Annotated in this window: 21 protein-coding genes; 12 read left to right on the top strand and 9 right to left on the bottom strand. The window is 49.1% G+C overall.

All coding sequences use genetic code 11. The features are described 5' to 3' along the window. Positions 1 to 14: 14 nt before the first annotated feature. The 6 genes from LRP57_RS07535 to LRP57_RS07510 all read left to right on the top strand — a co-directional run bounded on the left by LRP57_RS07535 (position 15) and on the right by LRP57_RS07510 (position 5,988). Complete coding sequence (locus LRP57_RS07535) at positions 15 to 1,070, top strand: peptidoglycan-binding domain-containing protein (RefSeq protein ID WP_231205945.1); 1,056 nt, start codon at positions 15 to 17, stop codon at positions 1,068 to 1,070. Continuing rightward, positions 1,055 to 1,738 carry an ATP-binding cassette domain-containing protein gene (locus LRP57_RS07530; RefSeq protein WP_231205943.1) on the top strand — a complete coding sequence of 228 codons (684 nt, stop codon included), beginning with the start codon at positions 1,055 to 1,057 and terminating at the stop codon, positions 1,736 to 1,738. The genes LRP57_RS07535 and LRP57_RS07530 overlap by 16 nt, the downstream gene beginning before the upstream one ends. Continuing rightward, positions 1,735 to 2,808, top strand: coding sequence for a hypothetical protein (locus LRP57_RS07525; RefSeq protein ID WP_231205927.1), 1,074 nt, complete (start codon positions 1,735 to 1,737; stop codon positions 2,806 to 2,808). The genes LRP57_RS07530 and LRP57_RS07525 overlap by 4 nt, the downstream gene beginning before the upstream one ends. 136 nt (positions 2,809 to 2,944) lie before the next feature. Then, positions 2,945 to 3,898: a Bax inhibitor-1/YccA family protein gene (locus tag LRP57_RS07520; RefSeq protein ID WP_231205926.1), complete on the top strand. Its 954-nt coding sequence runs from the start codon at positions 2,945 to 2,947 to the stop codon at positions 3,896 to 3,898. Positions 3,899 to 3,945: 47 nt separating this feature from the next. Further along, positions 3,946 to 4,344 (top strand): FKBP-type peptidyl-prolyl cis-trans isomerase, encoded by a 399-nt coding sequence (locus tag LRP57_RS07515; protein WP_231205925.1) that lies wholly within the window; start codon positions 3,946 to 3,948, stop codon positions 4,342 to 4,344. A gap of 177 nt (positions 4,345 to 4,521) precedes the next feature. After that, the gene (locus LRP57_RS07510) at positions 4,522 to 5,988 is read left to right on the top strand and encodes an AI-2E family transporter (RefSeq protein ID WP_231205924.1); all 1,467 of its coding nucleotides are present in this window, start codon (positions 4,522 to 4,524) and stop codon (positions 5,986 to 5,988) included. A 153-nt stretch (positions 5,989 to 6,141) separates the two neighbouring features. On the opposite strand, the gene greA is transcribed toward LRP57_RS07510, so the two are convergent. Together greA and trhA are read right to left on the bottom strand one after the other, a co-directional pair. Beyond that, positions 6,142 to 6,621: a transcription elongation factor GreA gene (gene greA / locus LRP57_RS07505; protein ID WP_231205923.1), complete on the bottom strand. Its 480-nt coding sequence runs from the start codon at positions 6,619 to 6,621 to the stop codon at positions 6,142 to 6,144. Positions 6,622 to 6,843: 222 nt separating this feature from the next. Further along, entirely contained in the window at positions 6,844 to 7,527 is a 684-nt protein-coding gene (gene trhA, locus LRP57_RS07500) for a PAQR family membrane homeostasis protein TrhA (RefSeq protein WP_231205922.1), read from the bottom strand. 419 nt (positions 7,528 to 7,946) lie between these two features. On the opposite strand from trhA, the gene LRP57_RS07495 reads away from it, so the two are divergent. Further along, a complete protein-coding gene (locus LRP57_RS07495) occupies positions 7,947 to 8,708 on the top strand; it encodes an isoprenyl transferase (protein WP_231205921.1) in 762 nt (253 codons plus the stop codon). 70 nt (positions 8,709 to 8,778) lie between these two features. Here LRP57_RS07495 and LRP57_RS07490 read toward each other — a convergent pair whose 3' ends face one another. The 3 genes from LRP57_RS07490 to xseA all read right to left on the bottom strand — a co-directional run bounded on the left by LRP57_RS07490 (position 8,779) and on the right by xseA (position 11,418). After that, positions 8,779 to 9,714: a carbohydrate kinase family protein gene (locus tag LRP57_RS07490; protein ID WP_231205920.1), complete on the bottom strand. Its 936-nt coding sequence runs from the start codon at positions 9,712 to 9,714 to the stop codon at positions 8,779 to 8,781. 118 nt (positions 9,715 to 9,832) lie between these two features. Beyond that, positions 9,833 to 10,060 (bottom strand): exodeoxyribonuclease VII small subunit, encoded by a 228-nt coding sequence (locus LRP57_RS07485; RefSeq protein WP_231205919.1) that lies wholly within the window; start codon positions 10,058 to 10,060, stop codon positions 9,833 to 9,835. Between the two features lie 77 nt (positions 10,061 to 10,137). Further along, complete coding sequence (gene xseA, locus LRP57_RS07480; RefSeq protein WP_231205918.1) at positions 10,138 to 11,418, bottom strand: exodeoxyribonuclease VII large subunit; 1,281 nt, start codon at positions 11,416 to 11,418, stop codon at positions 10,138 to 10,140. Positions 11,419 to 11,567: 149 nt separating this feature from the next. On the opposite strand from xseA, the gene LRP57_RS07475 reads away from it, so the two are divergent. The 4 genes from LRP57_RS07475 (at position 11,568) to LRP57_RS07460 (ending at position 16,160) form a co-directional block, all read left to right on the top strand. Continuing rightward, entirely contained in the window at positions 11,568 to 12,647 is a 1,080-nt protein-coding gene (locus tag LRP57_RS07475) for a 4-hydroxy-3-methylbut-2-enyl diphosphate reductase (protein ID WP_231205917.1), read from the top strand. Positions 12,648 to 12,885: 238 nt separating this feature from the next. Beyond that, complete coding sequence (ychF, locus tag LRP57_RS07470) at positions 12,886 to 13,986, top strand: redox-regulated ATPase YchF (RefSeq protein ID WP_231205916.1); 1,101 nt, start codon at positions 12,886 to 12,888, stop codon at positions 13,984 to 13,986. A gap of 89 nt (positions 13,987 to 14,075) precedes the next feature. Continuing rightward, on the top strand, positions 14,076 to 15,275 hold the full coding sequence (locus tag LRP57_RS07465; protein ID WP_231205915.1) for a site-specific DNA-methyltransferase: 1,200 nt from the start codon (positions 14,076 to 14,078) through the stop codon (positions 15,273 to 15,275). Between the two features lie 3 nt (positions 15,276 to 15,278). Further along, entirely contained in the window at positions 15,279 to 16,160 is an 882-nt protein-coding gene (locus tag LRP57_RS07460; RefSeq protein WP_231205914.1) for a hypothetical protein, read from the top strand. Between the two features lie 130 nt (positions 16,161 to 16,290). On the opposite strand, the gene LRP57_RS07455 is transcribed toward LRP57_RS07460, so the two are convergent. Beyond that, a complete protein-coding gene (locus tag LRP57_RS07455; RefSeq protein WP_231205913.1) occupies positions 16,291 to 17,325 on the bottom strand; it encodes an ornithine cyclodeaminase in 1,035 nt (344 codons plus the stop codon). A 150-nt stretch (positions 17,326 to 17,475) separates the two neighbouring features. After that, entirely contained in the window at positions 17,476 to 19,032 is a 1,557-nt protein-coding gene (locus LRP57_RS07450; protein ID WP_231205912.1) for an amino acid permease, read from the bottom strand. Positions 19,033 to 19,456: 424 nt separating this feature from the next. Here LRP57_RS07450 and LRP57_RS07445 point away from each other — a divergent pair, with 424 nt between their 5' ends. Then, positions 19,457 to 19,888 (top strand): Lrp/AsnC family transcriptional regulator, encoded by a 432-nt coding sequence (locus LRP57_RS07445; RefSeq protein WP_231205911.1) that lies wholly within the window; start codon positions 19,457 to 19,459, stop codon positions 19,886 to 19,888. Positions 19,889 to 20,024: 136 nt separating this feature from the next. Here the strand turns inward: LRP57_RS07445 and LRP57_RS07440 are convergent, their stop codons facing one another. Both LRP57_RS07440 and LRP57_RS07435 read right to left on the bottom strand, forming a co-directional pair. Further along, the gene (locus LRP57_RS07440; protein WP_231205910.1) at positions 20,025 to 20,819 is read right to left on the bottom strand and encodes a sulfite exporter TauE/SafE family protein; all 795 of its coding nucleotides are present in this window, start codon (positions 20,817 to 20,819) and stop codon (positions 20,025 to 20,027) included. A 139-nt stretch (positions 20,820 to 20,958) separates the two neighbouring features. After that, positions 20,959 to 22,308, bottom strand: coding sequence for an MFS transporter (locus LRP57_RS07435; RefSeq protein WP_231205909.1), 1,350 nt, complete (start codon positions 22,306 to 22,308; stop codon positions 20,959 to 20,961). Between the last annotated feature and the right edge of the window lie 21 nt (positions 22,309 to 22,329).

Here is a 22,329-nt window from a genome sequence, read left to right as displayed (position 1 = left end):
CAAAGGAGAGCCTAATGAAATGGAACCGTATAGCGTATGGAGCCACTCTCGTGCTCGTCATCCTTGGCATCGGACTTGCCCTTGGAGCCTACCTCTTTCAACCTGTGACTCCGCACGGCACAGAAAAAGCAGCCCCGCTCACCAGCACGCCTGTTAGTTCACGCACCATCGACGATAAACGTACAGTCTCCCTCAGCGTCACCTATACGGAAGAAGAAAAACTTTTTTCCCCAACAACAGGACTCCTGACGCGCATGAACTGTAGCCCACGCGCCCCCATATCCTCCGGCAACCACATCATGACCCTTGAAGACCGCAATATCTACGCTCTCGCCACATCTATCCCCCTATGGCGCGACCTATCATACGGTGACAAAGGGGATGACGTTCAAGCCCTAAACGAAGAACTCCAACGCCTTGGCTACACAATCACAACTACAGACACCATCACCGCAGACACTTTCCGCGCAATCGCACATATGATGGGGCTTTTGAGCTCATACAACACGTACAACCTCCCCGTAATAAGCCCCTCATCATTCATATGGCTTCCACACAGCAGCATTACCCCCGCTGAATGTACAGCGAAAATCGGTCAGAATATCGAGGTAGGAACCCCTCTGATTACCTTAGAAAAAACTCTCACAGAGGTGCGAATTTCTGACATGCCACAGAACCTCCTCGAAGGAGAACACAATCTCACCATTGACACACTCACTTTACCTATCAACGCTGATGGCAGTGTCACTGACCCCGATGCGCTAGCGCAACTAGTAAATACACCCACATACCGCGCATGGAAAGAACAAATAACAGACGAAAATTCCAACCAAAAAATCAGCGCACAATTAGCGCTCGTTGAACCGACGCTGCTGTACTCACTATCACCGGCAGCAATCTACGCGATTGAAGGACAAGAAGGCTGTGTCCTTGACGGAACGCAAGTCCGCCCCGTTCGTATTATCTCATCTGAACTTGGACAAACATTCATCACATTTACCGATAACAAACCCGCACCAGATACCTTAAACCTGCCCACAGGAAGTGAAACACCATGCAGGTCACATTGAACCGTGTGGGACACCAATTCCCAGGAAAACCCTGGCTATTTCGTCATATGACACAAGAACTACACGAGGGTGAAGTCTATGCGCTTATTGGACCATCTGGTAGCGGAAAAAGTACACTTCTGAGCATCATTGCCGGCTGGTTAGAACCCACAGAAGGAACAATCACCACAACAGGGACAGGAAGAACCTCATGGGTTTTCCAAAACCCCTATGGAATAGCTCGCCGCAGCGCACTTGACCACGTTGTTTTCCCTCTACTTGCTGAAGGCATGGGCCGTGCAGAAGCGGAAATACGCGCATACGAAATCCTCGATACATTTCATCTGAACAGTATCGCGCAGCAAGAATTTGCCAGCTTATCGGGTGGGGAAGCCCAACGCCTCATGTTGGCCCGTGCTTTTGCTTCGCATCCGAGTTTATTCCTCATTGACGAACCAACAGCTCAACTTGATTTACATACTCGTCAAGAAGTGAACGTAGCCATTGCTGACCTAGCGTGCGCGCAGACAATCGTTGTAGTTGCGACACATGACAAAGAAACTGAACGCATGTGTACACAGGTCATTGATTTACGTGAATGGCAAGAAACAGAAAAGCCAAACAAACAGACAGAAACAGATCAATACACCTCGCATATATCCGACCCTGTCCGAGGTGAGGACCTGTGAAGTGGAAAAGCATTATCAGTGAGGCCTGGCGTAATACGATTACAGGGACAAGCAAAACAATCCTGTGGTTGAGTATTTTTACTCTGCTCATGACAATAGGCAGCCTCGCTGAAGTCGCTCACACCCACACGATCACGACTGCCGCCGAAGAATACGTGCGAGCTGGAGGCTCCATCAGTGTAATCCAATCGCCTGAAAATATTGATGGAGCAGCCTGCGAAGCACTGAATGCTTTACCCCAGGTCCGCGCTGCCGGTGCAATAAAAACTCAAGAAAGCCGTATTACGCTTACCGTGCTTCCTTCAGCTCCGATTCCTCAAGCCTTAGTTAGCCCCACATTCCCGAAAGTAGTGAGCGCCCAAACCAGTGGCCTTCCCGGAATCATCGTATCGGATCAAGTCCGTTCGCAACTCCCAATGAAGATAGGCGATTCCTTCCCGACAGTTGGAGGGGAAGTCATGATTTCTGGTACATATGACTATCCTGAGGATGGGCGCGCAAGCGGATACGGATATATGGCGCTTATTCCAACAGCATCAGAAACAACTTACGACCAATGTTGGGTTGATATATGGCCGCAATCCCCTCAAGTGCAGGGCCTCCTGACATCCGTTGTGAAAAACTCGCGTCGGGATGAACGCTCGCAAACCACAATGGAGCAACTGAACTCGCGTTTAGGTGCACGCTTTGATGGGCAAGCACGTTTCCAGACACGGAACACACGTTTCCTTGTGTGGATTGTAGGGGCGCTTTCCTTATGTGCAGGAATTATCGCGTTGCGAACACGCCGTTTAGAATTTGCTTCTGCGTTACATGCTGGTGCGCAACGGCAAGATATTCGCAGAATTATCGCATGTGAAACATTGATGTGGCTGCTACCTGCAGTTGCATTCACTGAGTGTGTGAGTGTTTGTGTCATTGCCAGTTTAGGTGCACTCAGTGATACGGCTTTGTACGTGTTGGTACACCGTATCGTATGGTCAAGCTGCGTGTGCTGTGTGATAGGTCTATGTATTGGGTGGATATTTACCCGTGAAAAACACCTATTCACCTATTTCAAAGTACGGTGAATCCTGTAAAACCTCATATAACTGCTGCGTGCGCGTTGAGTGGTTCTGAGTGAAAAATGCTCCATAGCAAAGCTACAGGTGGCGAAAAAGCGGTAAGCATGGTTCAGTGGTTTCTAAAGAAAATCAAGGAGACAGAATGACGAATCCTGTTTTTGACAGAATGAACAAAGGCTGGTCGGTCGGCCAGGTGGAAACCACCCCAGCGGGATACCCTACAATGCCTGGTTACACGGTAGGCACAAAGGAAACACTGCACAATCAGTCAAGCCAGACCTCGGCAGAACGTGGCACATATGCGCGTAATCCCTATGAGCACTATGACACCTCTGTTGGTTACACAACCACTAGTCAATGGGATCAAGACGCCATGGAATCCGCTTTCGCTGCGCCTAGTGCTGACGCAGTTGATCGTGGAATTATGACCTGGGATGACGTTCTTGTGCGTACAGGAATCTCTTTCGGTGTCCTGCTTGCTGCTGCCGTTGTCGCATGGTGGGCAACTTTGACCACGCCAACAATGGGACTTGGCCTCATGATGGTAGGTTTCCTTGGCGGTTTAATTCTGTCGATGGTGAATATTTTTTCACGGAAAATCCGCCCAGCTTTCATTCTTGCGTATGCGGTCTGTGAAGGTGCGGCTCTCGGTGCTCTTTCTTGCGTAATGGAAATGACCTACCCGGGTATTGTTGCTCAGGCTTTCGTTGCGACTCTTACGGTTGTTGGCGTGACCTTGGCTTTATTTGCTTCAGGGAAAGTCCGTAATTCACCGAGATTTGCGCGTTTTACTTTGATTGCATTGGTAAGTCTGCTCGTATTCCGTCTGCTTTACGCATTATTATCGGCCTTCGGCTGGGTTTCCTCATCAATGGTTAATGCCACTGTTTACGGTTTCCCTGTGAGCGCTATCGTAGGTGTCCTTGCGGTTCTTATTGGCGCTGCATGCCTGATACAAGACTTTGACCAAGCAAAGGTTGGGGTTGAACGTGGTGCTCCCGCGAATTTCGCGTGGATCTGTGCTTTCGGCTTTATGGTGACAATCGTGTGGATGTACCTTGAGATTTTGCAGCTTCTGGCGCGTTTACGTGATTAGTTGCCTGCGAATACACGTCAATACACAACGAAAAGAAAAGGAAAATCATGGAAAATCTGACAGTGACAGGTGAATTTGCTCGTAAGCCTGCGCTCGAATTTACTTCAGAGGAAGCATCCCCTGAACTCCTTGTGGAAAAACTTGTTGAAGGAAATGGGCAAGTCGTTGAGGCAGGGGACACTATTCACTGCCATTACCTTGGTCAGGTATGGAATGGTGAAGTCTTTGATAACTCCTATGATCGCGGTCAAGCACTGTCGTTCCAAATCGGAGTGGGGATGGTTATTCGTGGATGGGATGAAGGGCTGGTTGGTTGCAAAGTAGGCGACCGCGTACTTTTGTCGATTCCGTCAGAGTATGGTTATGGCGATCGAGGCGTCCCACAAGCTGGAATCAAAGGTGGTGACACCCTTGTTTTCGTCACCGATATTCTCGGTGTAGCGTAAGCCTTCTTTTCTTCACTACTGAATGAGGCGTGAGGTGCAGCGATGTATGCGCTTTGCGCTTCATTTGTATTTCTGAGCAAAAATTTTGAAGAATCCTTCAAAGGGTGCAAGGCGATCTGAAACAGGGAGAAGAACGCGGTATATACTGATGAAACGAGGCCACAGAAGGGAAGTACGATGGTTCGTCGTTCGCAATTGACCTCCGGCATAGCTCATGCCATGAAACGTATCGCTACTGCAGCAGCATCTGCACGCCAAAGTCAGGTACAACAGATGCCGCTCCTCACAGAACTACCGAAAACAGAGTCATTGCGTGATGATTCTGCTGAGAAAGCTGTTCCGTGGACTTTACGTGTCAGTGCAGCTTTATCGTGGCGGCTGATGGTTGTTTCGCTGGCTGCTATTGGCATTGGTTACCTGATGATACAGGTGTATATCATTGTTTTGCCTATAGCTGTGGCGCTCCTGCTGGCAGTGCTGATTTCGCCACTTGTGGGGTGGTTCCACAAAAAACTGCATTTTCCTAAGGCGTTAGCTGCTGCTGTGGGACTTGTAGTTACGCTTAGTGTGGTGCTTGTGACCTTGTCGGGTGCGGGTACGCAAATTATTAGCCAGTTACCTCGGTTATTCAGAAAAGCTATGGAAGGCTTTGATGCCGCTGCCATATGGATTGAAAAACTTCCCTTCAAAATTGATACGAAGCTTCTGACTGAAACGCAACAAACCTTGCAAAATGAAATCGGTTCCTGGCTAAAGCAACATACGGAATTAGTGGCTTCCAGTGCTTTATCAGTGACAAGTTCAGTGCTTAGCGGTTTGTCGAGTATGCTTCTGGTCTTATTCTGCTTGTTCTTTTTCCTTAAAGACGGTCGAAAGATCTGGATTTGGGTGGTGCGTCTTTTCCCAGAACCTGCGCGAGTACCGATTCATGAATCTGCGATTCGAGGCTGGGTTACTTTGGGCGGTTATGTGCGTTCACAAATTCAAGTGGCAGCCATTGATGCAATCGGTATTGGTTTGGGCGCGTACTTCCTTGGGGTTCCGATGGCGATTCCGATTGTGGTCGTCGTATTTTTCGGTAGTTTTGTTCCAATTCTCGGTGCTTTAATTTCTGGTTCAATTGCTGTTCTTGTGGCTTTAGTAGATCAAGGCCCTATGGCTGGCTTGATTATGCTCATCATTATTTTGGCTGTTCAGCAAATTGAAGGAAACCTTCTGCAACCTCTGATTATGTCCAATGCTGTGTCTTTACATCCGGTGGCTGTTTTACTTGTTGTGGCAGGGTGCGGAACGGTTGCGGGGATTCCTGGCGCGATCTTTGGTGTGCCGGTAGCGGCTTTCATTAACGCAACATTCTTGTACTTACATGGGTATGATCCGATTCCAGCTCTTGCCACAGATCCTGACCGGCCAGGCGGTCCTCCGGGAATGTTACATGACATGATTGTTGCTTCTTATAGTAAAGAAGCAAGTGCAGGAGTAGTTCATAAGGCTGAGGATGAGAAAACAGCAGCGCATAAGGATGCTACTTTAATGGGGGCATCTGATGGTGATTCTGTTCCAAAAGAGGCAGTCGCTCGGTCAGTGACTTCGCTCAATGAATCTGCGCAAGATTTTGGCGGAACACATATGAGGAGTTCCTGAGTAACCCTGTTCCTTGCCCACGCAGACCTGTTTGCCTGAAGCGAGGGGCAAGATGCAGAGACGGTGAGTAATACGTAAGCGGCGGGCGCTTCACAACTGAAGTGTCCGCCGCTTTTGATGTTGCTGCGCGTATCTGTTATTCACGCACCGAATTTACATGCCGAATGGGCGTGTGGAAATAATTTCCACATCGATGGTCTTACCGTTGGGCGCCTCATAACTTACAGTGTCGCCTGCGTGCGCTCCCATAACAGCAGCTCCCAGTGGTGCTTGGGTGGAAAATACTTGAATACCGAGGTCGCCACCAGCATCACGTGAACCTAAGAGGAATTCCACTTCGCGTCCGGCAACCCGTGCCACAACAATCATCCCAGGTTCTACAATGCCGTCATCAGCAGGGGTTTCGCCTACCTCCGCATGTTCCAACATGGCTTGCAGAGCTTTAATGCGTGTTTCGTTCAGTGATTGCTCGTTACGTGCCGCATGGTATCCGCCATTTTCGCGCAAGTCGCCTTCTTGACGAGCAGCGTCAATCAGTTTCGTAATGTGGGGGCGACGCACTTCTGTGCGTTCGGTAAGTTCAGCTTGCAGGGTATCGTATTGAGCTTGTGTCAGCCACTGTGTATCAGCCATAGAAACCTCCAATGAAAGCGTGAGCCGGCACCGCCAGGTGCCGGCCTGTGAATGGTCACGAGTCTAGCAGGAAGATCTTGCGATGAGGGAAATTAAACAGGCGTACTGTGCGCAAAGAATGAAGTGAGTATTCCCTGCCCCCTCTATTCTTTAAGAAATTTTAACAAGATAAGCGATTGATTGTTATGCGATGGAGTAACGAATTATATGAGGTGTCAGTGATTATGAATTCAAGACTGCGAGATACACAGCAACACACTGACATGCCCATGCGAATACAGTGCATAAATGAAAGATTTCATGAAAACCGAACCACCGTGGCGAAGGATTGGGGCGCTTAGTGGCATAAATAAGTGCGCCGATTGTGTAAAGGATGCCGCCAGACGCAATAAGCCAGATGATAGCTGGGCCTCCCGCAACCCATAGTGCGGGCAGGTAAGCAATAGCCACCCATCCCAAAACAACGTACACAGCTGTGATAAGCCATCGAGGGGCTGTTGGCCATAGGAGATTCAACAAAATACCGATAAATGCGCCTATCCAGACAATCAAGAGAATAGTTGTTGCATCGCGCCTATTGAGTAGGGCTATGCAGAGCGGAGTGTATGTGCCAGCAATGAGTAAAAAAATATTTGAATGATCTAAACGTTGCCAGAATTTTTCCCATCGGGGCGCCCAGTAAATTCTGTGATATGTAGCTGATACGCCGAAAAGCACGAGGGAAGCTGTGAGGTAAACCGCGCTGGCCCATTTGGTTGCAGGTGTAGGGGCCAGGCATAGCAGGACAATAGAAGCAGCGAGGGAAAGGGGAGCAGAAGTTAAATGTATCCATCCTCGTAGATGAGGTTTAATCGCAACAACCTGCTGAGGGAACCATTGAGTAGGTTTCAATGATGCGATCCGCATGGTGATCTCCTTTCCGTAAAAATAAATTTCCGTAAAAATAAAACATAACTTACGCTTCCGTAGGTTATCACTGTGGTTTACCTATGTCCTGCGAAAACTTCACAATGCATTCAAAAGGCAACTATTCGTAGACGCGGGAAGCGTCCTTGTCCTTATAAGAGAATCTGAAAGTGTATGAGGAGATATACCGATACTGAATAGACTTTTATACAGGAAATAACACGTAGCACGCCTACCTCAAGTGCAAATGTGAATAGTATTTTCTTTGTTTTAATAGGAAACAGACACACCAATGTTTATCACCTGAATAAAACAAAGGGACAGCAACACCTCAGTATGTACCCTTCCGGGCGACTAGTATTAGCCTCAACAACAATCAGCGTGGCATAGGCAGGCCAATAAAGAGGAGATGACACATCATGGCACAGTGGAACTTACTGTACGACCTCTACGAACGCCGTTTACGCTCAGGACTATCAACTGAGGACCTGCCACGCCACGTGGGAGTAATCCTCGACGGCAACCGTAGATGGGCAAAATCTGTGGGCACCACGCCTACGCACGGTCACCGAGCAGGTGCAGGACGCATCGCCGATTTTCTTACATGGGCAGATGAAGTCGGTGTTGAAATCGTTACCCTATGGATGCTGTCAACAGATAACTTATCGCGTGACAGCGAAGAACTAAGCGAACTCGTGAAAATCATATGTTCAGCAGTTGAATCCCTTGCTCAATCTGAAAAATGGTGCCTTCACCTGGTCGGTGATTTGTCGCTTTTGCCGCTTGAAGCCGCGCAACAATTACGTATTTCTGTGGAAAAAACCCACAATACGACAGGCATGATTGTCAACATCGCTGTGGGCTACGGTGGGCGTCGAGAAATAACAGAGGCAGTACGCGCTTTGATTCGTGAAGCTGCACACAACGACATGTCACTCACCGAACTCGCAGATCACCTCACAGATTCAGATATTGCCGCCCACCTATACACGAAAGATCAACCGGACCCTGACCTTGTGATCCGCACATCAGGTGAACAACGCCTTTCAGGTTTCATGCTCTGGCAATCTGTCCACTCAGAATTCTATTTCTGTGAAGCCTACTGGCCAGATTTTCGGCGCGTAGACTTTTTACGGGCACTACGTTCCTATGCTCAACGGGAACGGCGATTAGGTAAATAAAACACGTGCTTCCGCTTGCCCACATGCGAAAAACAGCGGTGTGCGCAAGCGAAAGTAAAATTCACGTGCCTCACGCAAGTTCAGACAGCCACGGAGGATTCGCCCCTGAACGTGACACCGTGATATCAGAAATAGCGCTCGCGCGAGCCAAAATCGTATCCACTTTCGTGCTATCCACATCACGCAAAACAGGACGCGACATCACGCCAACAAGCCCTAACGACCACATGGCATCAATAATGCCACCCATAAAAGAGTCGCCAGCCCCAACGGTATCCGCCACTTTCACTTTGCCAGGGACGGAGGAACAACGAACACCTGAAGCAGTAAAAGCCAGCGCACCTTGCTTCCCGCGAGTCACAATAATCATTTGCGGGCCTAAGGCTAGCCACTCGCGGACCACATCCTCAAGATCATGATTGCCAGTCAACCATGCAATATCCTCATCGGATACCTTCACAACATCGGCAACAGCAAGGAAACGGCACACCTGTGCCAAAGCCATATGCGGCTGACCCATAAGAGTCGGACGTGCATTTGGATCGTAGGTGATAATCGCATGACGACGAGCACGAATCAGAGCATCTAAAACAGCCGTCGCTCCAGGTTCAGTTGTCGACGAAATCGAACCTGCGTGGACAATGCGTTCCATTCCCGTTAAAGGCAAAGGCGCAGTCAAGTTCCAATCGAAATCAAAAGTATAGGTGGCAGCTCCACTTTCATCTAAAGTAGCAAGAGCTGTGCTTGTGTGGTCCGCTCCAAAAGAATCCGGTGTGATAGACACGTGTGAGGCAGAAAAATGCTCAACAATACGCTCACCCCGCAGATCTTGACCAATCCACGTATGGAGGGCCACAGGCCGACCTAAACGACCAAGAGTCATCGCAACATTGGCCGGAGAGCCACCAGGATACTCATTAGTAGGTTCGCTTGCTCCGAAAGGCTGAACACAGTCCATCAGTGTTTCACCGATGGCGAGGACATGAGGGCTAACAGTCAGGTCCATCCAGATCGCTCCTTGCGCACGGGAATAACTTCAGTGTCACACCGTGTCCTCATGACATCAGCAAAACGCGACGAAAAGCATGAGAATGAGTGCACAACTGACACTAGTTTAGTGTGAATCAGTTTTCAGTGGTAGGACTTCCCGCATGCGTATTTTCTAAACGAGCACGCGCAGTATCAAGTATGGAACGACAATGTGTAGCCAAGGCTTCGCCACGTTCCCATAGCTTCAACGTGTCCTCAAGCGGCGCCTGACCATTTTCCAATTGGCGCACAATACCAATGAGTTCGTCACGGGCTTCTTCATATGTCAGAGCTACGCTCTCGTTCTGCTGTTCGGGGATCATTGGATCTATTCCTTTCGTTAGCGTATGTTTAACAGGAAAATACGGGTGACTACGGGCACCAAGTAGTCTTGCTGAGATTATGCGGGCGGTAATGTCGCACGTGTGGAACCGACAACCTGAGTGACTAAACGGCCCTCAGCGAGAATACCTTCAAGCAAATCACCCTTTTTAACATCTGCTGCACTACGCATAATCTTTCCTGAAGGAGAACGCAACAGAGAATAGCCGCGTTCCAATGTGGCTTGAGGAGACAAAGCTGTGAGAGTAGCACGTGCCTGCGTTAAAGCTGTCACTTCGCGTTCAAGGACACGTTCTATTGCATGTCTCAGAGCTGTGGTATGCGTATCTAAAGCATGCGTATGTCCGTCAAGAACCGCTGAAGGCTGCTGAAGTACAGGTCGCTTCACCAATAAATCTAAAGCGTGAGCCTCCCGTACAAGCCGCGTATGCATACCGACTCGCATAGCCTCCACGCTGCGCTGTAAGCCATCCAATTCCTGCGCAAGATCAGGAACAATACGGCGGGCAGCATCTGTTGGAGTTGACGCGCGATAGTCAGCAACAAGATCTAAGAGGGGCGCATCCCCCTCATGACCAATCGCTGAAACTAAAGGTGTGCCCACAGCGGCGGCGGCGCGAACTAACACCTCATCAGAAAACGGAAGAAGATCCTCAACAGAACCCCCACCTCGGGCAACAACAATCACATCCACATGAGCAAGCCCATCTAATTCCATGAGCGCAGCGGTGACTTCACGCACGCAATTGTCACCTTGGACAGCAACTTCACGGATTTCAAAAGAAATACCAGGCCAGCGTGAACTCGCATTGACAATAACATCATCTTTCGCTTTCGCATTGCGCCCACATATCAAACCGACAGTGCGAGGAAGGAAAGGCAAAGGTTTCTTACGTTCAGATGCAAAAAGCCCTTCGGCGCTCAAACGTCGACGCAGTTGTTCAATATGTGCAAGTAAATCACCGATACCTTGCAGGTGTACTTCCTCGGCACGTAAATTCAATGTGCCGCGGCGCTCCCAGAAAACGGGCTTAACACGGGTGACAATGCGAGCACCTTCCTCAAAGCCTGCGCCGGCTTGGTCAAGGATTCCAGGGAAGGCGCTCACCGTCATTGACGTGTCAGTGTCAATGTCACGCAGAACAAAAAAAGCCATACGTGTACCCGGCCGCGGTTTGTACTCTACGACCTGGCCTTCAACCCAAAGAGTCGACATTCGATCAACGTAGATTTTGATATTCTCTGTCAGTCGACGTAAAGGCCATGGATTATCACGTGTAGTATCGGCAGCTTTGGCCGCCGGCGGTGTGTGAGCAGAGCCTTGTAAATCAGATGACATTCCTTAAGAATATCCGGATTTGAAGGACAGATGTGTTTTATCCACTCCTCAGTAGGTTGCCTGATGAGGGGCGCCGATCATTCGCCTATAAATTGTGGCGTATGTCAGATGTATAGGCGCTAACAGGGCTATCCAATTAGGCTGAGCATATGACGACCTTGCAGCCTCAAGCGGATGCTTCCTCAGCAACAACAGATATTCACGCACGAGGAGCAGAAAAAGCTGGAACCGGCCGTGTCCTCTTAGCAGCGCCACGAGGATACTGCGCAGGTGTTGATCGTGCCGTAGATGTCGTGGAGAAAGCTCTTGATCTGTATGGCGCTCCAGTGTACGTGCGTAAAGAAATCGTGCATAACAAGTATGTTGTGGAAATGCTGTCAAAGCGCGGTGCGATTTTTGTTCAGGAAACTGATGAGGTCCCTGAGGGCGCTCGCGTGGTTTTTTCAGCTCACGGTGTATCGCCTCATGTGCGGCAGGCAGCGCAGGAACGCGGTTTATACGCGATTGATGCGACCTGTCCGCTGGTGACAAAGGTTCATCGTGAAGCAGTGCGTTTTGCTAGTCAAGATTACGATATTGTTCTTGTCGGGCATGAAGGCCATGAGGAAGTGGAAGGAACCTACGGCGAAGCGCCAGAGCATATTCAAGTCGTGGGAACTCCAGATGAAGTCTCCTCTATTGAGGTGCGTGACCCGGAGCGCGTGGTATGGATTTCACAAACAACGCTTTCTGTTGATGAAACACAGCAAACAGTTGATCGTTTGCGGCAGCGTTTTCCTTTACTTATCAACCCTCCGTCGGATGATATTTGCTACGCTACTCAAAATCGGCAGGTAGCGGTGAAAACAATTGCCCCGCATGTGGATGTGATGGTGGTTGTCGGATCAGCGAACTCCTCAAATTCGGTGCGACTGGTTGAGGTTGCGCTTGAAGCTGGTGCGGGCAGCGCGTACAGGGTGGATAAGGCTGATGAATTACACGTGGAATGGTTTGAAGGTGCGCAAACAGTAGGGCTGACGTCCGGCGCCTCGGTTCCGGAGATTCTTGTCCGTGAGGTTGTGAACTGGCTGAGCGAGCATGGTTTTCCAACGGTAGAAGAAGTACGTACAGAAACTGAAACAACGACTTTTGCTTTGCCACGTAATCTGAGAGCTGACCTGAGTGCTCAAGGTCGCGATGACGCGCGTCCTCATGCGCGCCGTATGAATGGACCGGATCACACGAGCTAAAAGTGGGGCACTTCCTGCTGGGAGAATGTGCCGGAGATACCTGCCGGTCTTTGACCGGGACTCTGATGCTGTGTTTTGTTGGCTGCGCGTGTTGTCTGTCAGATGGGCCTTGTGCGTGGGAGGGAGGTTTTGTTTTCTTTTGCGCGGAAAGCAGTGAATGTGTGCGCGTGAAAGTGGCAGTGAACTCATTTGTGCATGAGCGATGCGATCCACCTTCATACTCGCATAGACTGGGAGGGTGTCTTTAACTATTGGTATTGTTGGTTTGCCTAACGTCGGCAAGTCCACACTCTTTAATGCCCTGACTCGTGCGACCGTTTTGGCTGCGAATTACCCTTTCGCAACCATTGAACCGAATGTCGGTATTGTACCTTTACCGGATCCGCGCTTACAGCAGCTCGCAGATGTTTTCCATTCAGAGCGCCTAGTCCCCGCAACGGTGTCTTTTGTTGATATTGCTGGTATTGTGCGTGGCGCAAGTGAAGGTGAAGGATTAGGGAACCAATTCCTCGCTAATATTCGTGAAGCCGATGCGATTTGCCAAGTGACTCGCGCTTTTAGTGACCCAGATGTGGTGCATGTTGATGGTCGGGTAGATCCTGCTCATGATATTGACACTATTTCCACAGAACTTATCCTCGCTGATATACAGACTTTAGAAAAAGCGATCCCGCGTTTAGAAAAAGAGGTACGTGGTAAGAAAACAGAGCCTGTGGTTCTTGATACTGCGCGTGAGGCGCTTGCTTTGCTTGAAAGCGGGCATCTGCTGAGTGGCACGGAGGGGGCAAAACTGGATCCTGCTGCTGTGAAATCATTCCAACTGATGACTTCAAAGCCTTTCATTTACGTATTTAATATGGATGCTGATGGTATGGCTGACCAGGCGCGTCAGGCTGAGCTGCGTGCGCTGGTTGCGCCGGCTGAAGCTATTTTCTTGGATGCTCAGTTTGAATCAGAGCTAGTGGAACTGGATGAGGCGGATGCGCGTGAAATGCTTGAAGATTCAGGTCAAGCTGAGTCTGGTTTAGATAAGTTGGCTCGCGTAGGTTTTGATACTTTGGGTTTGCAAACCTATTTGACGGCAGGGCCAAAAGAAGCGCGGGCGTGGACTATTCATAAAGGGGATACGGCTCCGCAGGCTGCGGGTGTGATTCATACGGATTTCCAGAAAGGCTTTATTAAGGCAGAGATAGTCTCTTTTGAGGACCTTATGGAGTATGGGTCTGTTGCTGAGGCTCGTGCGCATGGGAAAGTCCGTATGGAAGGCAAAGACTATGTGATGGTTGACGGCGATGTCGTCGAGTTTAGGACAGGGATAACGTCTGGGAGTAAGAAGTGAACGGTTCACCGTCCTTCGTATCGACGACGCGCGATTATCTTCTCGGCCCCTTTGGAGTGTCGGGGTCCGTAACGACGTTTGCCGACAATATGAAACTGCCCGTCCATCGTTGGTATCGCTACTCAGCCGGGTATTCATCAGAATGGGCTGTGAAGCTCATACGCCACTGGGGTGTAACTAGGGTGCTTGATCCCTTCGGTGGATCCGGGACTACATGCTTAGCTGCGCAAGAATCCGGTGCTTCGTCATATGCCGTTGAGGTGCACCCCACGGTGGCGCGGATCGCTCGTGCAAAGCTTTTATGGGAAACCGACCCAGACAATTTACGAGACGTAGTAAGTCGTGTTCTACGCATAGTCGATAAGAAACATGCGGTTGACGTGCCGTCATCGCCTCTCGTGGCGAAGTGTTTCCCTGATTCAGAATCCCTCGCCGATCTTCTGCGTATTCGTGACGCGGTAAATGCACTGCCCGACGGTGAATCTACAACGGAACTAGCATGGTTAGCTTTCGTCTCGATTATTCGTGCATGCTCTCCGGTGGGCACTGCGCAGTGGCAGTATGTACTTCCCAATAAGTCGAAAAGGCGGGTCGCTGAGCCTATTGCAGCCTTCCAGGCGGCAGGAGAGCTGTTTGCCGATGACATGGAAACGCACCAATTTCTTCTCGGGGCATCACCAGCTGATGCGCACTTGCTTAGCGGCGATGCGCGGACGCTTGATGGCGTTCCTGAGGCGTGGGCCGATGCAGTAATCACCTCGCCCCCCTATGCGAATAACTATGACTATGCCGACGCCCTCCGACTTGAGCAAATCGTTCTCGGCGATATTGAGGGTTGGTCTGACCTTCGACCGCTCCGAGATGTACTCCTTCGTTCGGCCACACAAAACATTGGCACATGGAAAGCTGAGGAAGCGCTGAAATCAACTTTAATGGCGCCAATTTTGGATGAGTTTATCCCCGTATACGAAGAGCTCAGTGAGGTTCGTAAGACGCGGGGTGGGCATAAGGCATATCACGCCATGCTGGCAGGCTATTTCTTTGATAACTCCAAGGTGTTCCAAGCGCTTCGCCAAAAGACATCCCCAGGAGTGAAGGTGTGTTATGTAGTGGGAGATTCGGCCCCGTATGGTGTGCACGCCCCTGTCGAGCGATGGCTCGGGGAGCTTGCCATCGCCGCAGGATTCTCATCATGGGAATTCACAAAGGTTCGCGACCGAAATACAAAGTGGAAGAACCGAAAGCATACCCATCCTCTTCACGAGGGTTATCTTTGGATTGAGGGTTGATAGATGGCTGTTTCCCCTTCCCATAAGCTTGGGCAGATTATTGGATATGCAATGGAGGAAGCCTTCTATGGCATGCTTCTTCCACTTGCACGAGAATTCTCTCTCTATGTGGATCGTCAAGGACCTCGAAGTTCCGCCCGCAAGGGTAAATTTGTCACCTGGGTTGACGACAATAAGAATAAACACAATCTCGATTTCGTTCTTGAGCGGGGCGGCTCTGTCAGTGTTGTTGGGTTGCCGGTAGCTTTCATCGAGAGTGCTTGGAGGCGCTACACGAAGCATTCCGTCAACAAGGCTGGTGAGATTGCAAACGCCCTTGTTCCCTTGCGTAGGTCCTATATTGCCAGCCGTCCATTCCTTGGTGCACTTGTTGCGGGCGAATGGACTCAGGGCGGTATCAGGCAAATGGAATCTCAGGCCATCAATGTTCTGCACTTGCCTATGTCAACAATAGTCGAGGCCTTCGCTACAGAGGGCATCGATGTGTACTTTGCGGAGGATACTGAGGCAGACTATATGCACGCGCAGGTTGAGGCGTGGAATGCTCTCGGAGATGCGGGGCAAGAGCGCGTTATTGCGGCACTTCGAGCAAAGGCTGCGACTCAATTCGGCGAATATATGGAGAAGCTTCGTTCCCACCTTTCGCGAAAAGCGGAGAGTGTTCTGATCCTATCCCTACACGGCAAGATGCAAAAGGTCTCAAGTGTGTCGGAGGCGCTATCGTTATTGTCCGCGATGAAGGTTGAAGTGCCTCAGTTTGCCGAAATGGGCTTAATTCGGATCGAAGTTCAAGTCCGATACTCCAACCAGGACAAGATAGATGCCTCATTTACCACGCTCTCCGAGGCGATTATTTGGTTAGAAAAGAACTATCTGACAAGCTAATGACCGCCAGTATTGAAGTTGTTGGTAGATCGTAAAGTCGAGTTCCGTTTCAATGTGTAGTAATGAAGATTTCAAGAACCCCGCCTAAACTCAGGGCTTAGGCGGGGTAAATGCTGGAAAAATCTGTGATTTAGACGGGCACACCAACTTTAATCAGCGAGAATAAGTCCTTTGGGTCCTCCGGTTCAGCAATCAGATCAACGAAAGTTTGCAGGTCTGTTCCTGCTGTCGCATCACGCACGTAACGCAGCGCTGAAAAATCAGAGATCGCAAAGCCAACGGAATCAAAGAGCGTGATTTCATCAGGTGAGGTTCTGCCCGGCTGCCCGCCTGTGAGAACCTGCCAGAATTCCACAACAGGGAAATCAGGGTCTTTTTGCTGAATCTCACCTTCAATACGTGTTTGCGGAGGAAATTCCACAAAAACAGTTGACCTGTCGAGGATTGAACTTTCAAGTTCCGTTTTCCCTGGGCAGTCGCCACCCACAGCATTAATGTGAACGCCCGGACGTACCTGTGAATCTTTCAGTACAGTGTTTTGGGCTTTATCGGCGGTACATGTGGTGATGATATCCGCATCTGCCACAGCTTCATCAACGGTTGTAGCAACGTGGATGCTAAAACCGAGTGGCTCAAGATTACGGCAGAATTTTTCTGTTGCAGCAGGGTCAACATCGTAAACAGAGAGTTTTTCAATGCCCAGAGCTGCTCGGAAGCCGAGTGCTTGAAATTCTGATTGTGAGCCTGCGCCGATAAGTGCCATGTGTGTGCTGTCAGGACGAGCAAGTGTTTTCGCTACCATCGCTGAGACAGCGGCTGTTCGTAGTGCTGTCAACAATGTCATTTCGGCGAGGAAAAGAGGGTATCCGTTATCTACATCAGCAAGTAGCCCGAAAGCGGTTACTGTTTGGAAACCTCGTCCTGGGTTTGAAGGATGTCCGTTCACATACTTGAAAGAGTAGGTTTCCATATCTGACGTTGGCATGAGTTCGATAACTCCGAAAGGAGTATGGCTGGCAACGCGGGGGATTTTGTCGAAACGTTCCCAGCGAGCAAAATCAGATTCGAGGTATTTCATCATGCCGCTGATAATGTTTTCTACACCATCGCGTTGAATCCAACGTGCCATATTTGCAACGTCAACAAATTCAACTAATTGAGTCATGGGATCTCCATTTTTCATGTCTGGTCATGAAATGACCGGTATTTTCCAAGGTGAACACTGCCTACGACTATAAGTGAAAAGCTGGGTGCGAGTCAGAGATTATCTGGCGTGAACCGGTGCCGTGTGCAGTGTTTTCTGATTCAACGACCACTACTTGTCTTTAGTGTCAGGGTCATTGTGGTGATTGTGACTATGCTGGTGTGGTGACCAGCCATGTTCGTGAGCGATATCAACACCTGGTCGGTGCGCGAGGACTGGGATATCACGTACTGCGGCGATTTCCATTACTCGTTTACGGACCATGAACCAGCCGATGATTAGCAGCGGAGCCAAAACGATCAGTGAAGCTAGGGTGTAGGTTCCTACAGGGTAATCGAAAGCCATGAGTACGGTGACGATAACCAAAAAGACCATGATTGCCCAGTCACTGAAAGTTCCGCCGGGCGCTTTGTAATGAGGTCGTGCGTATTTTCCTTTTTTCACGTGAAGCAGGAATTTACGGTGTGAAAGCGCGATTGCAGCCCAGCTTGCCATTGTGCCAAGTGCAGCGATATTGAGGACGATTTCAAATGCGTGTTCGGGAACCCATGCGCTTAAAACAACACCAAAGAGCGCAACAAGTGCGGTAATGAGGATACCTGCTGTGGGTACGCCCAGTTTTGATATTTTTCCTGCGCATTTTGGTGCTGAACCTGCGATGGCCATAGAGTGCAGGATTCGGCCGGTTGAGTAAATTCCTGCATTCATTGATGAGGCCGCGGCGGTGATAACAATGAGCTGCATGATCGGTGCGGCGTAGTCAACGCCGATGGAGCTAAAGAATGTGACGAAAGGTGATTCTGTATCGGAGTAGGCAGTGTAGGGGAGCAGCATACATAAGAGCAGAACGGAACCTACGTAGAAAATAGCGATACGGAAAATGACGGTGTTCACTGCTCGTGCGATGATTGTGTCAACATTTTTTGCTTCACCAGAGGCAGTGCCAACTAGCTCAATGCCAGCGTATGCGAAAACAACGCCTTGGATGACAACGAGTGCTGGGAGAGCGCCGTGTGGGAAAAATCCTCCGTTTTCACTGATGAGGGAAAAGCCTGTGGGTGTTCCTGTGGGAGTACCAAAGATGAGGAAGCATATGCCGACGATGAGGAATATGACCAGTGAAGCAACTTTGATGAGTGCGAACCAGAATTCGAGTTCACCGAATACTTTGACTGAGACTAGGTTGAGTGCGACAACCACAATGACGATCACTAATGCGCTGACCCACTGGTCAATATGTGCGATGAAAGGAATGTATCGGCTGAACCACGAGATATAGATAGCGATTGCGGTAGCATCGGCAACAGCTGTCATTGCCCAGTTGAGCCAGTATAACCATCCTGTGACGAAAGCTGATTTTTCGCCGTAAAACTCACGCATGTAGGACACGAAAGAGCCTGAAGATGGCCGGTAGACGATTAATTCGCCTAGTGCTCTGAGGATCAGGTAGCCAAAAAAACCACATATTGCGTAGATCAGGGCAAGTGAAGGGCCAGCGATTTCGAGACGGCCACCGGTACCTAGGAAAAGTCCTGTTCCAATGGCGGACCCAATGGCGATCATATGCATTTGGCGTGGAGTGAGTCCTTTGTGGAATCCTTCTTGCTCATATGCGAAAGGGTCGGGTGCTGTTGCACTTATGGAGGATGTGTTAGGCGTGTCGTGCATATTGCCTTGCTCTTTCAGTGAATTGCTTACGTGTTGAAGCGAATGGGCATGGGCAGAGGTGTTGACATCACGCATTTTGTTTGCACCCTTCGTTGGGTGTGTTCTGTTAAAAACGGATGAATATGTATTGTGTGGCGATTTATTCGCGTTTTCTGACAGGTTTTATTGGACTGTAAAAGTGCGGGTGAGAGCTTGATGTGCTTTTTCCTTCGGGTAAGTAGCTGCATGAGCAGGAGGTGATGTGTGTTGTGTGAATGTGGAGGAGTTTTCTGCTGTCAGAAAAAGTAGAAATATCCTTTCTTTTGAATATCTTGATGTCAACTATTTTTATTTTAGGATATTTCTTCCACGTGAAACATGAGCAAATTTCACAAATGTATGAACAATTTGCATTATTTATGGGACTTAGGTCATACTTTTGTTTATGGTTACGCTTACACCTATAGAAAAAAGCCTCCTCGTCGAACTGCGTAAAGATGCGCGTGTGACGGTTTCTTCATTGGCCTACAAATTAGGGATTACCCGCGCAACAGTAACCAATATGATGAATCGATTGGAAGAACGTAAAATCATCCTCGGCTATACCGTCCTTCTAGCACATGATGATTCCTTGGAAGAAATACGAGCAGTCACATTATGTGACATTGATACACGTATGACACAGCAGGTCATCCGACGTTTACGTGATTTTCTTGAAATACAGGAAATATGTGCAACAAGTGGCGTATGGGACCTGTATCTTGCTTTAGAGTGCCATTCTTTAAGTGACCTCGACAAACTACTACACGGAATATCATCTGTGAATGGGATAAATAAGATACAAACCCATATTTTGCTTTCGCGTATGGAAAACTAAAAATCTATGCCGTTCATATACGGCCGCTGCGCCTAGCCCTCAAAATCATTACGCCTGACCCCTGAAAACTGCGGACTAATACAAAGAGGTTGCCCTGCTGAAACTACAGCCTTTACCTGTATCTAAACAAAATATCTTATTTTGCCCTGCGCAATTGAGCCCACGTCTTATACACGGTTGAAATGATGATACTTGCCAAAAAAATACTCAAAAGAATGCTATTCACTTTCGGGCTGACGTATCCGGCTATCCACGCACCACATGGCGTGAACAATGCTGCGCTCATTCCAATAATGAGTCCGGTAGGGACATCAACAAGGCCATGTCGTGCATGAGTAAAAGTACCAGCCACAGAGGTAGGCACCATGACAAGTAGGGAAGTGCCACGTGCAATTAAATCGCCTGCCCCCACAACGAATTCCAACCCGGGAACAATAATTCCACCGCCTCCAACCCCGACAAGACCTGCAAAAATACCGGAAACAAAACCAACCAATATCATTGCGATAATGTTCCACACTGTGAAAACAATGTCTGCTTCTCGGGTAGGGATATGAACGTGGCTGACAAAAATGATCAGCATAATAAAAGCAACAAATATCCACGGCAGGATACGTTCAGGTAAGGTACGAAGCAAAAAAGCGCCGACCTGTGAACCAGCAAGAGCACCACCGGCAACGCATAGTGTTGCCAGTAAAGAAAGTTGTCCATGCGCGGCATAAACACAGGCACCAACACTTGCCGTCAAAATAATGGCACATAATGATGAGGCAGCAGCGCGACGCTGCTCCATTCTCAAAAGGGAACGTAACGCAGGGACGATAATCAGGCCTCCACCTACGCCAAATAAACCTGCAAGAAGCCCTGAAATAATACCAATGCCAACAATCGCAGGAATTTTACGAGTACCTACATGATCTTTTAATACCACGGTATTACTTTTTCATTTTCTTTTCATTGCTACAAGTACTCTGCGCCAATATCCCATGTTTCCCTCATGGTGTATTCGAGGATGTGCAGTGCAAGTATCACGGTATTTATCAGTGAAGACGCCATCAAATTTCATGCGATCACAAAGGCTGAACTTTTGTCCGTAAACGCGGATGAGTCCATGCCACGCTCAGACTTACCGACAGAACACATAAAGCCATAAAGAAAGGAGCTAAAGGCAGCCATGAATATAAAGCAGTGGCACAAACAGGTGCGAAAATCCACGTGACTGCACTTGTCGCATTCAAAACTCCTGCTACCCCGCCCTGCTCGTTTTGTGAAACTGATAAAGAGCCTCCGGCAGTAAAGCCTGGACCTACTAAACCAGAAGCAACTCCTAAAGAAAACATCGCAGGAATTAAAAACCATAAACTAGAAGCCACAGTGAGCACAAGTAACGCCAAGAAACCAAGAGTCATACCATAACGAACTAAAACAGAAGGGCTCCAGCCCAGTCGTGGCACCGCAATAAGTTGCATACTCATTGCCCCCGCCGCATGTGACAGTAACATAATTGCTGTCCATGACAAAGCCTCGTGGGGAGCCAATGATAGACGGTCTTGAAGGACAAAGCCGATCGTAATTTGCATAACTCCAACGGTAAAGAAAATGCCGAAAGCGCTGAGAATCCAAGGGAAAACTCGTTGATCGTGCCATTTGACACGTGGCGGTAATGACCGAATGGTTTCGGAGGCTTCTTTAGGTGAATTCTTAGGAGCGAGGTGCTTGCGTGTATGTGAGCTTAGCTGTATTGAAGTGGAATTGTCGTGACGGTTCTGAAAAATACGTGCTCTAGGTAAAAAAGAGCGTTTTGTACTTGCGCTATTATCACGAGGAAGCCCTACCCAAGCAATGACAAGAGCAACGCTAATAAACCACGGCGCTGCATATACGGGAGCTTCGATAAACCATAAACCTAAACATGAAGAAACAACAGAACCCACCATGATTGACAGATTGATTGCTCCTGAAAAAGAAGCCATCCCTCGTACACGCTCATCCTGCGTTGTTGTCAGCTGAGCAATAAGGGCTTGTCCTGTAGGCGGTATAGCAGCGACTGCTGCACCGAAAAAAGGTCCTCGTGCCAAGATAATTGCGATAGTTGTGAAGATAAGGCCAAGCGCACCGATGCTTCGTTGCCATACTGCTGTTGAAAATAGAACACTCGCAATAAAAGCACAGCATAAAGCCAAAAGAATAACGCGCCGTGGCCCCCAAGCTACTGAGCGTCGCCCCCAAAATTGTGAAAGATAAGCAACCGTGAGGGCTGCCGCTGAAACAGCGGCCCCTACTGACCATTCAGGTAAAGAAAGCGCACGGGCTAAAGGAGCTACCGATGCATTCAGCATATTTTGTGCTGTGTAGGTAAAGAGGATGACAGCGAGCAGAATCCGTATCGTGGGGTGAGAGGCTACATGAGGGGATTGCACTTAAGCACGATACTCCTTGAG

It is taken from the genome of Schaalia sp. lx-260 (assembly GCF_021083645.1).
GTDB lineage: Bacteria > Actinomycetota > Actinomycetes > Actinomycetales > Actinomycetaceae > Pauljensenia.
Note: the sequence above shows the minus strand (reverse complement) of the source record. Positions and strands in the feature narration are given on the sequence as shown.

Coding starts and splice junctions, on each gene's coding strand:
- LRP57_RS07530 (WP_231205943.1), top strand. CDS start 1,055: ATGCAGGTCACATTGAACCGTGTGGGACACCAATTCCCAGGAAAACCC.
- LRP57_RS07510 (WP_231205924.1), top strand. CDS start 4,522: ATGGTTCGTCGTTCGCAATTGACCTCCGGCATAGCTCATGCCATGAAA.
- trhA (WP_231205922.1), bottom strand. CDS start 7,527: ATGCGGATCGCATCATTGAAACCTACTCAATGGTTCCCTCAGCAGGTT.
- LRP57_RS07535 (WP_231205945.1), top strand. CDS start 15: ATGAAATGGAACCGTATAGCGTATGGAGCCACTCTCGTGCTCGTCATC.
- LRP57_RS07485 (WP_231205919.1), bottom strand. CDS start 10,060: ATGATCCCCGAACAGCAGAACGAGAGCGTAGCTCTGACATATGAAGAA.
- LRP57_RS07490 (WP_231205920.1), bottom strand. CDS start 9,714: ATGGACCTGACTGTTAGCCCTCATGTCCTCGCCATCGGTGAAACACTG.
- LRP57_RS07445 (WP_231205911.1), top strand. CDS start 19,457: ATGGTTACGCTTACACCTATAGAAAAAAGCCTCCTCGTCGAACTGCGT.
- greA (WP_231205923.1), bottom strand. CDS start 6,621: ATGGCTGATACACAGTGGCTGACACAAGCTCAATACGATACCCTGCAA.
- LRP57_RS07475 (WP_231205917.1), top strand. CDS start 11,568: ATGACGACCTTGCAGCCTCAAGCGGATGCTTCCTCAGCAACAACAGAT.
- LRP57_RS07520 (WP_231205926.1), top strand. CDS start 2,945: ATGACGAATCCTGTTTTTGACAGAATGAACAAAGGCTGGTCGGTCGGC.
- LRP57_RS07495 (WP_231205921.1), top strand. CDS start 7,947: ATGGCACAGTGGAACTTACTGTACGACCTCTACGAACGCCGTTTACGC.
- LRP57_RS07455 (WP_231205913.1), bottom strand. CDS start 17,325: ATGACTCAATTAGTTGAATTTGTTGACGTTGCAAATATGGCACGTTGG.
- LRP57_RS07460 (WP_231205914.1), top strand. CDS start 15,279: ATGGCTGTTTCCCCTTCCCATAAGCTTGGGCAGATTATTGGATATGCA.
- xseA (WP_231205918.1), bottom strand. CDS start 11,418: ATGTCATCTGATTTACAAGGCTCTGCTCACACACCGCCGGCGGCCAAA.
- LRP57_RS07465 (WP_231205915.1), top strand. CDS start 14,076: ATGAAACTGCCCGTCCATCGTTGGTATCGCTACTCAGCCGGGTATTCA.
- LRP57_RS07515 (WP_231205925.1), top strand. CDS start 3,946: ATGGAAAATCTGACAGTGACAGGTGAATTTGCTCGTAAGCCTGCGCTC.
- LRP57_RS07450 (WP_231205912.1), bottom strand. CDS start 19,032: ATGCACGACACGCCTAACACATCCTCCATAAGTGCAACAGCACCCGAC.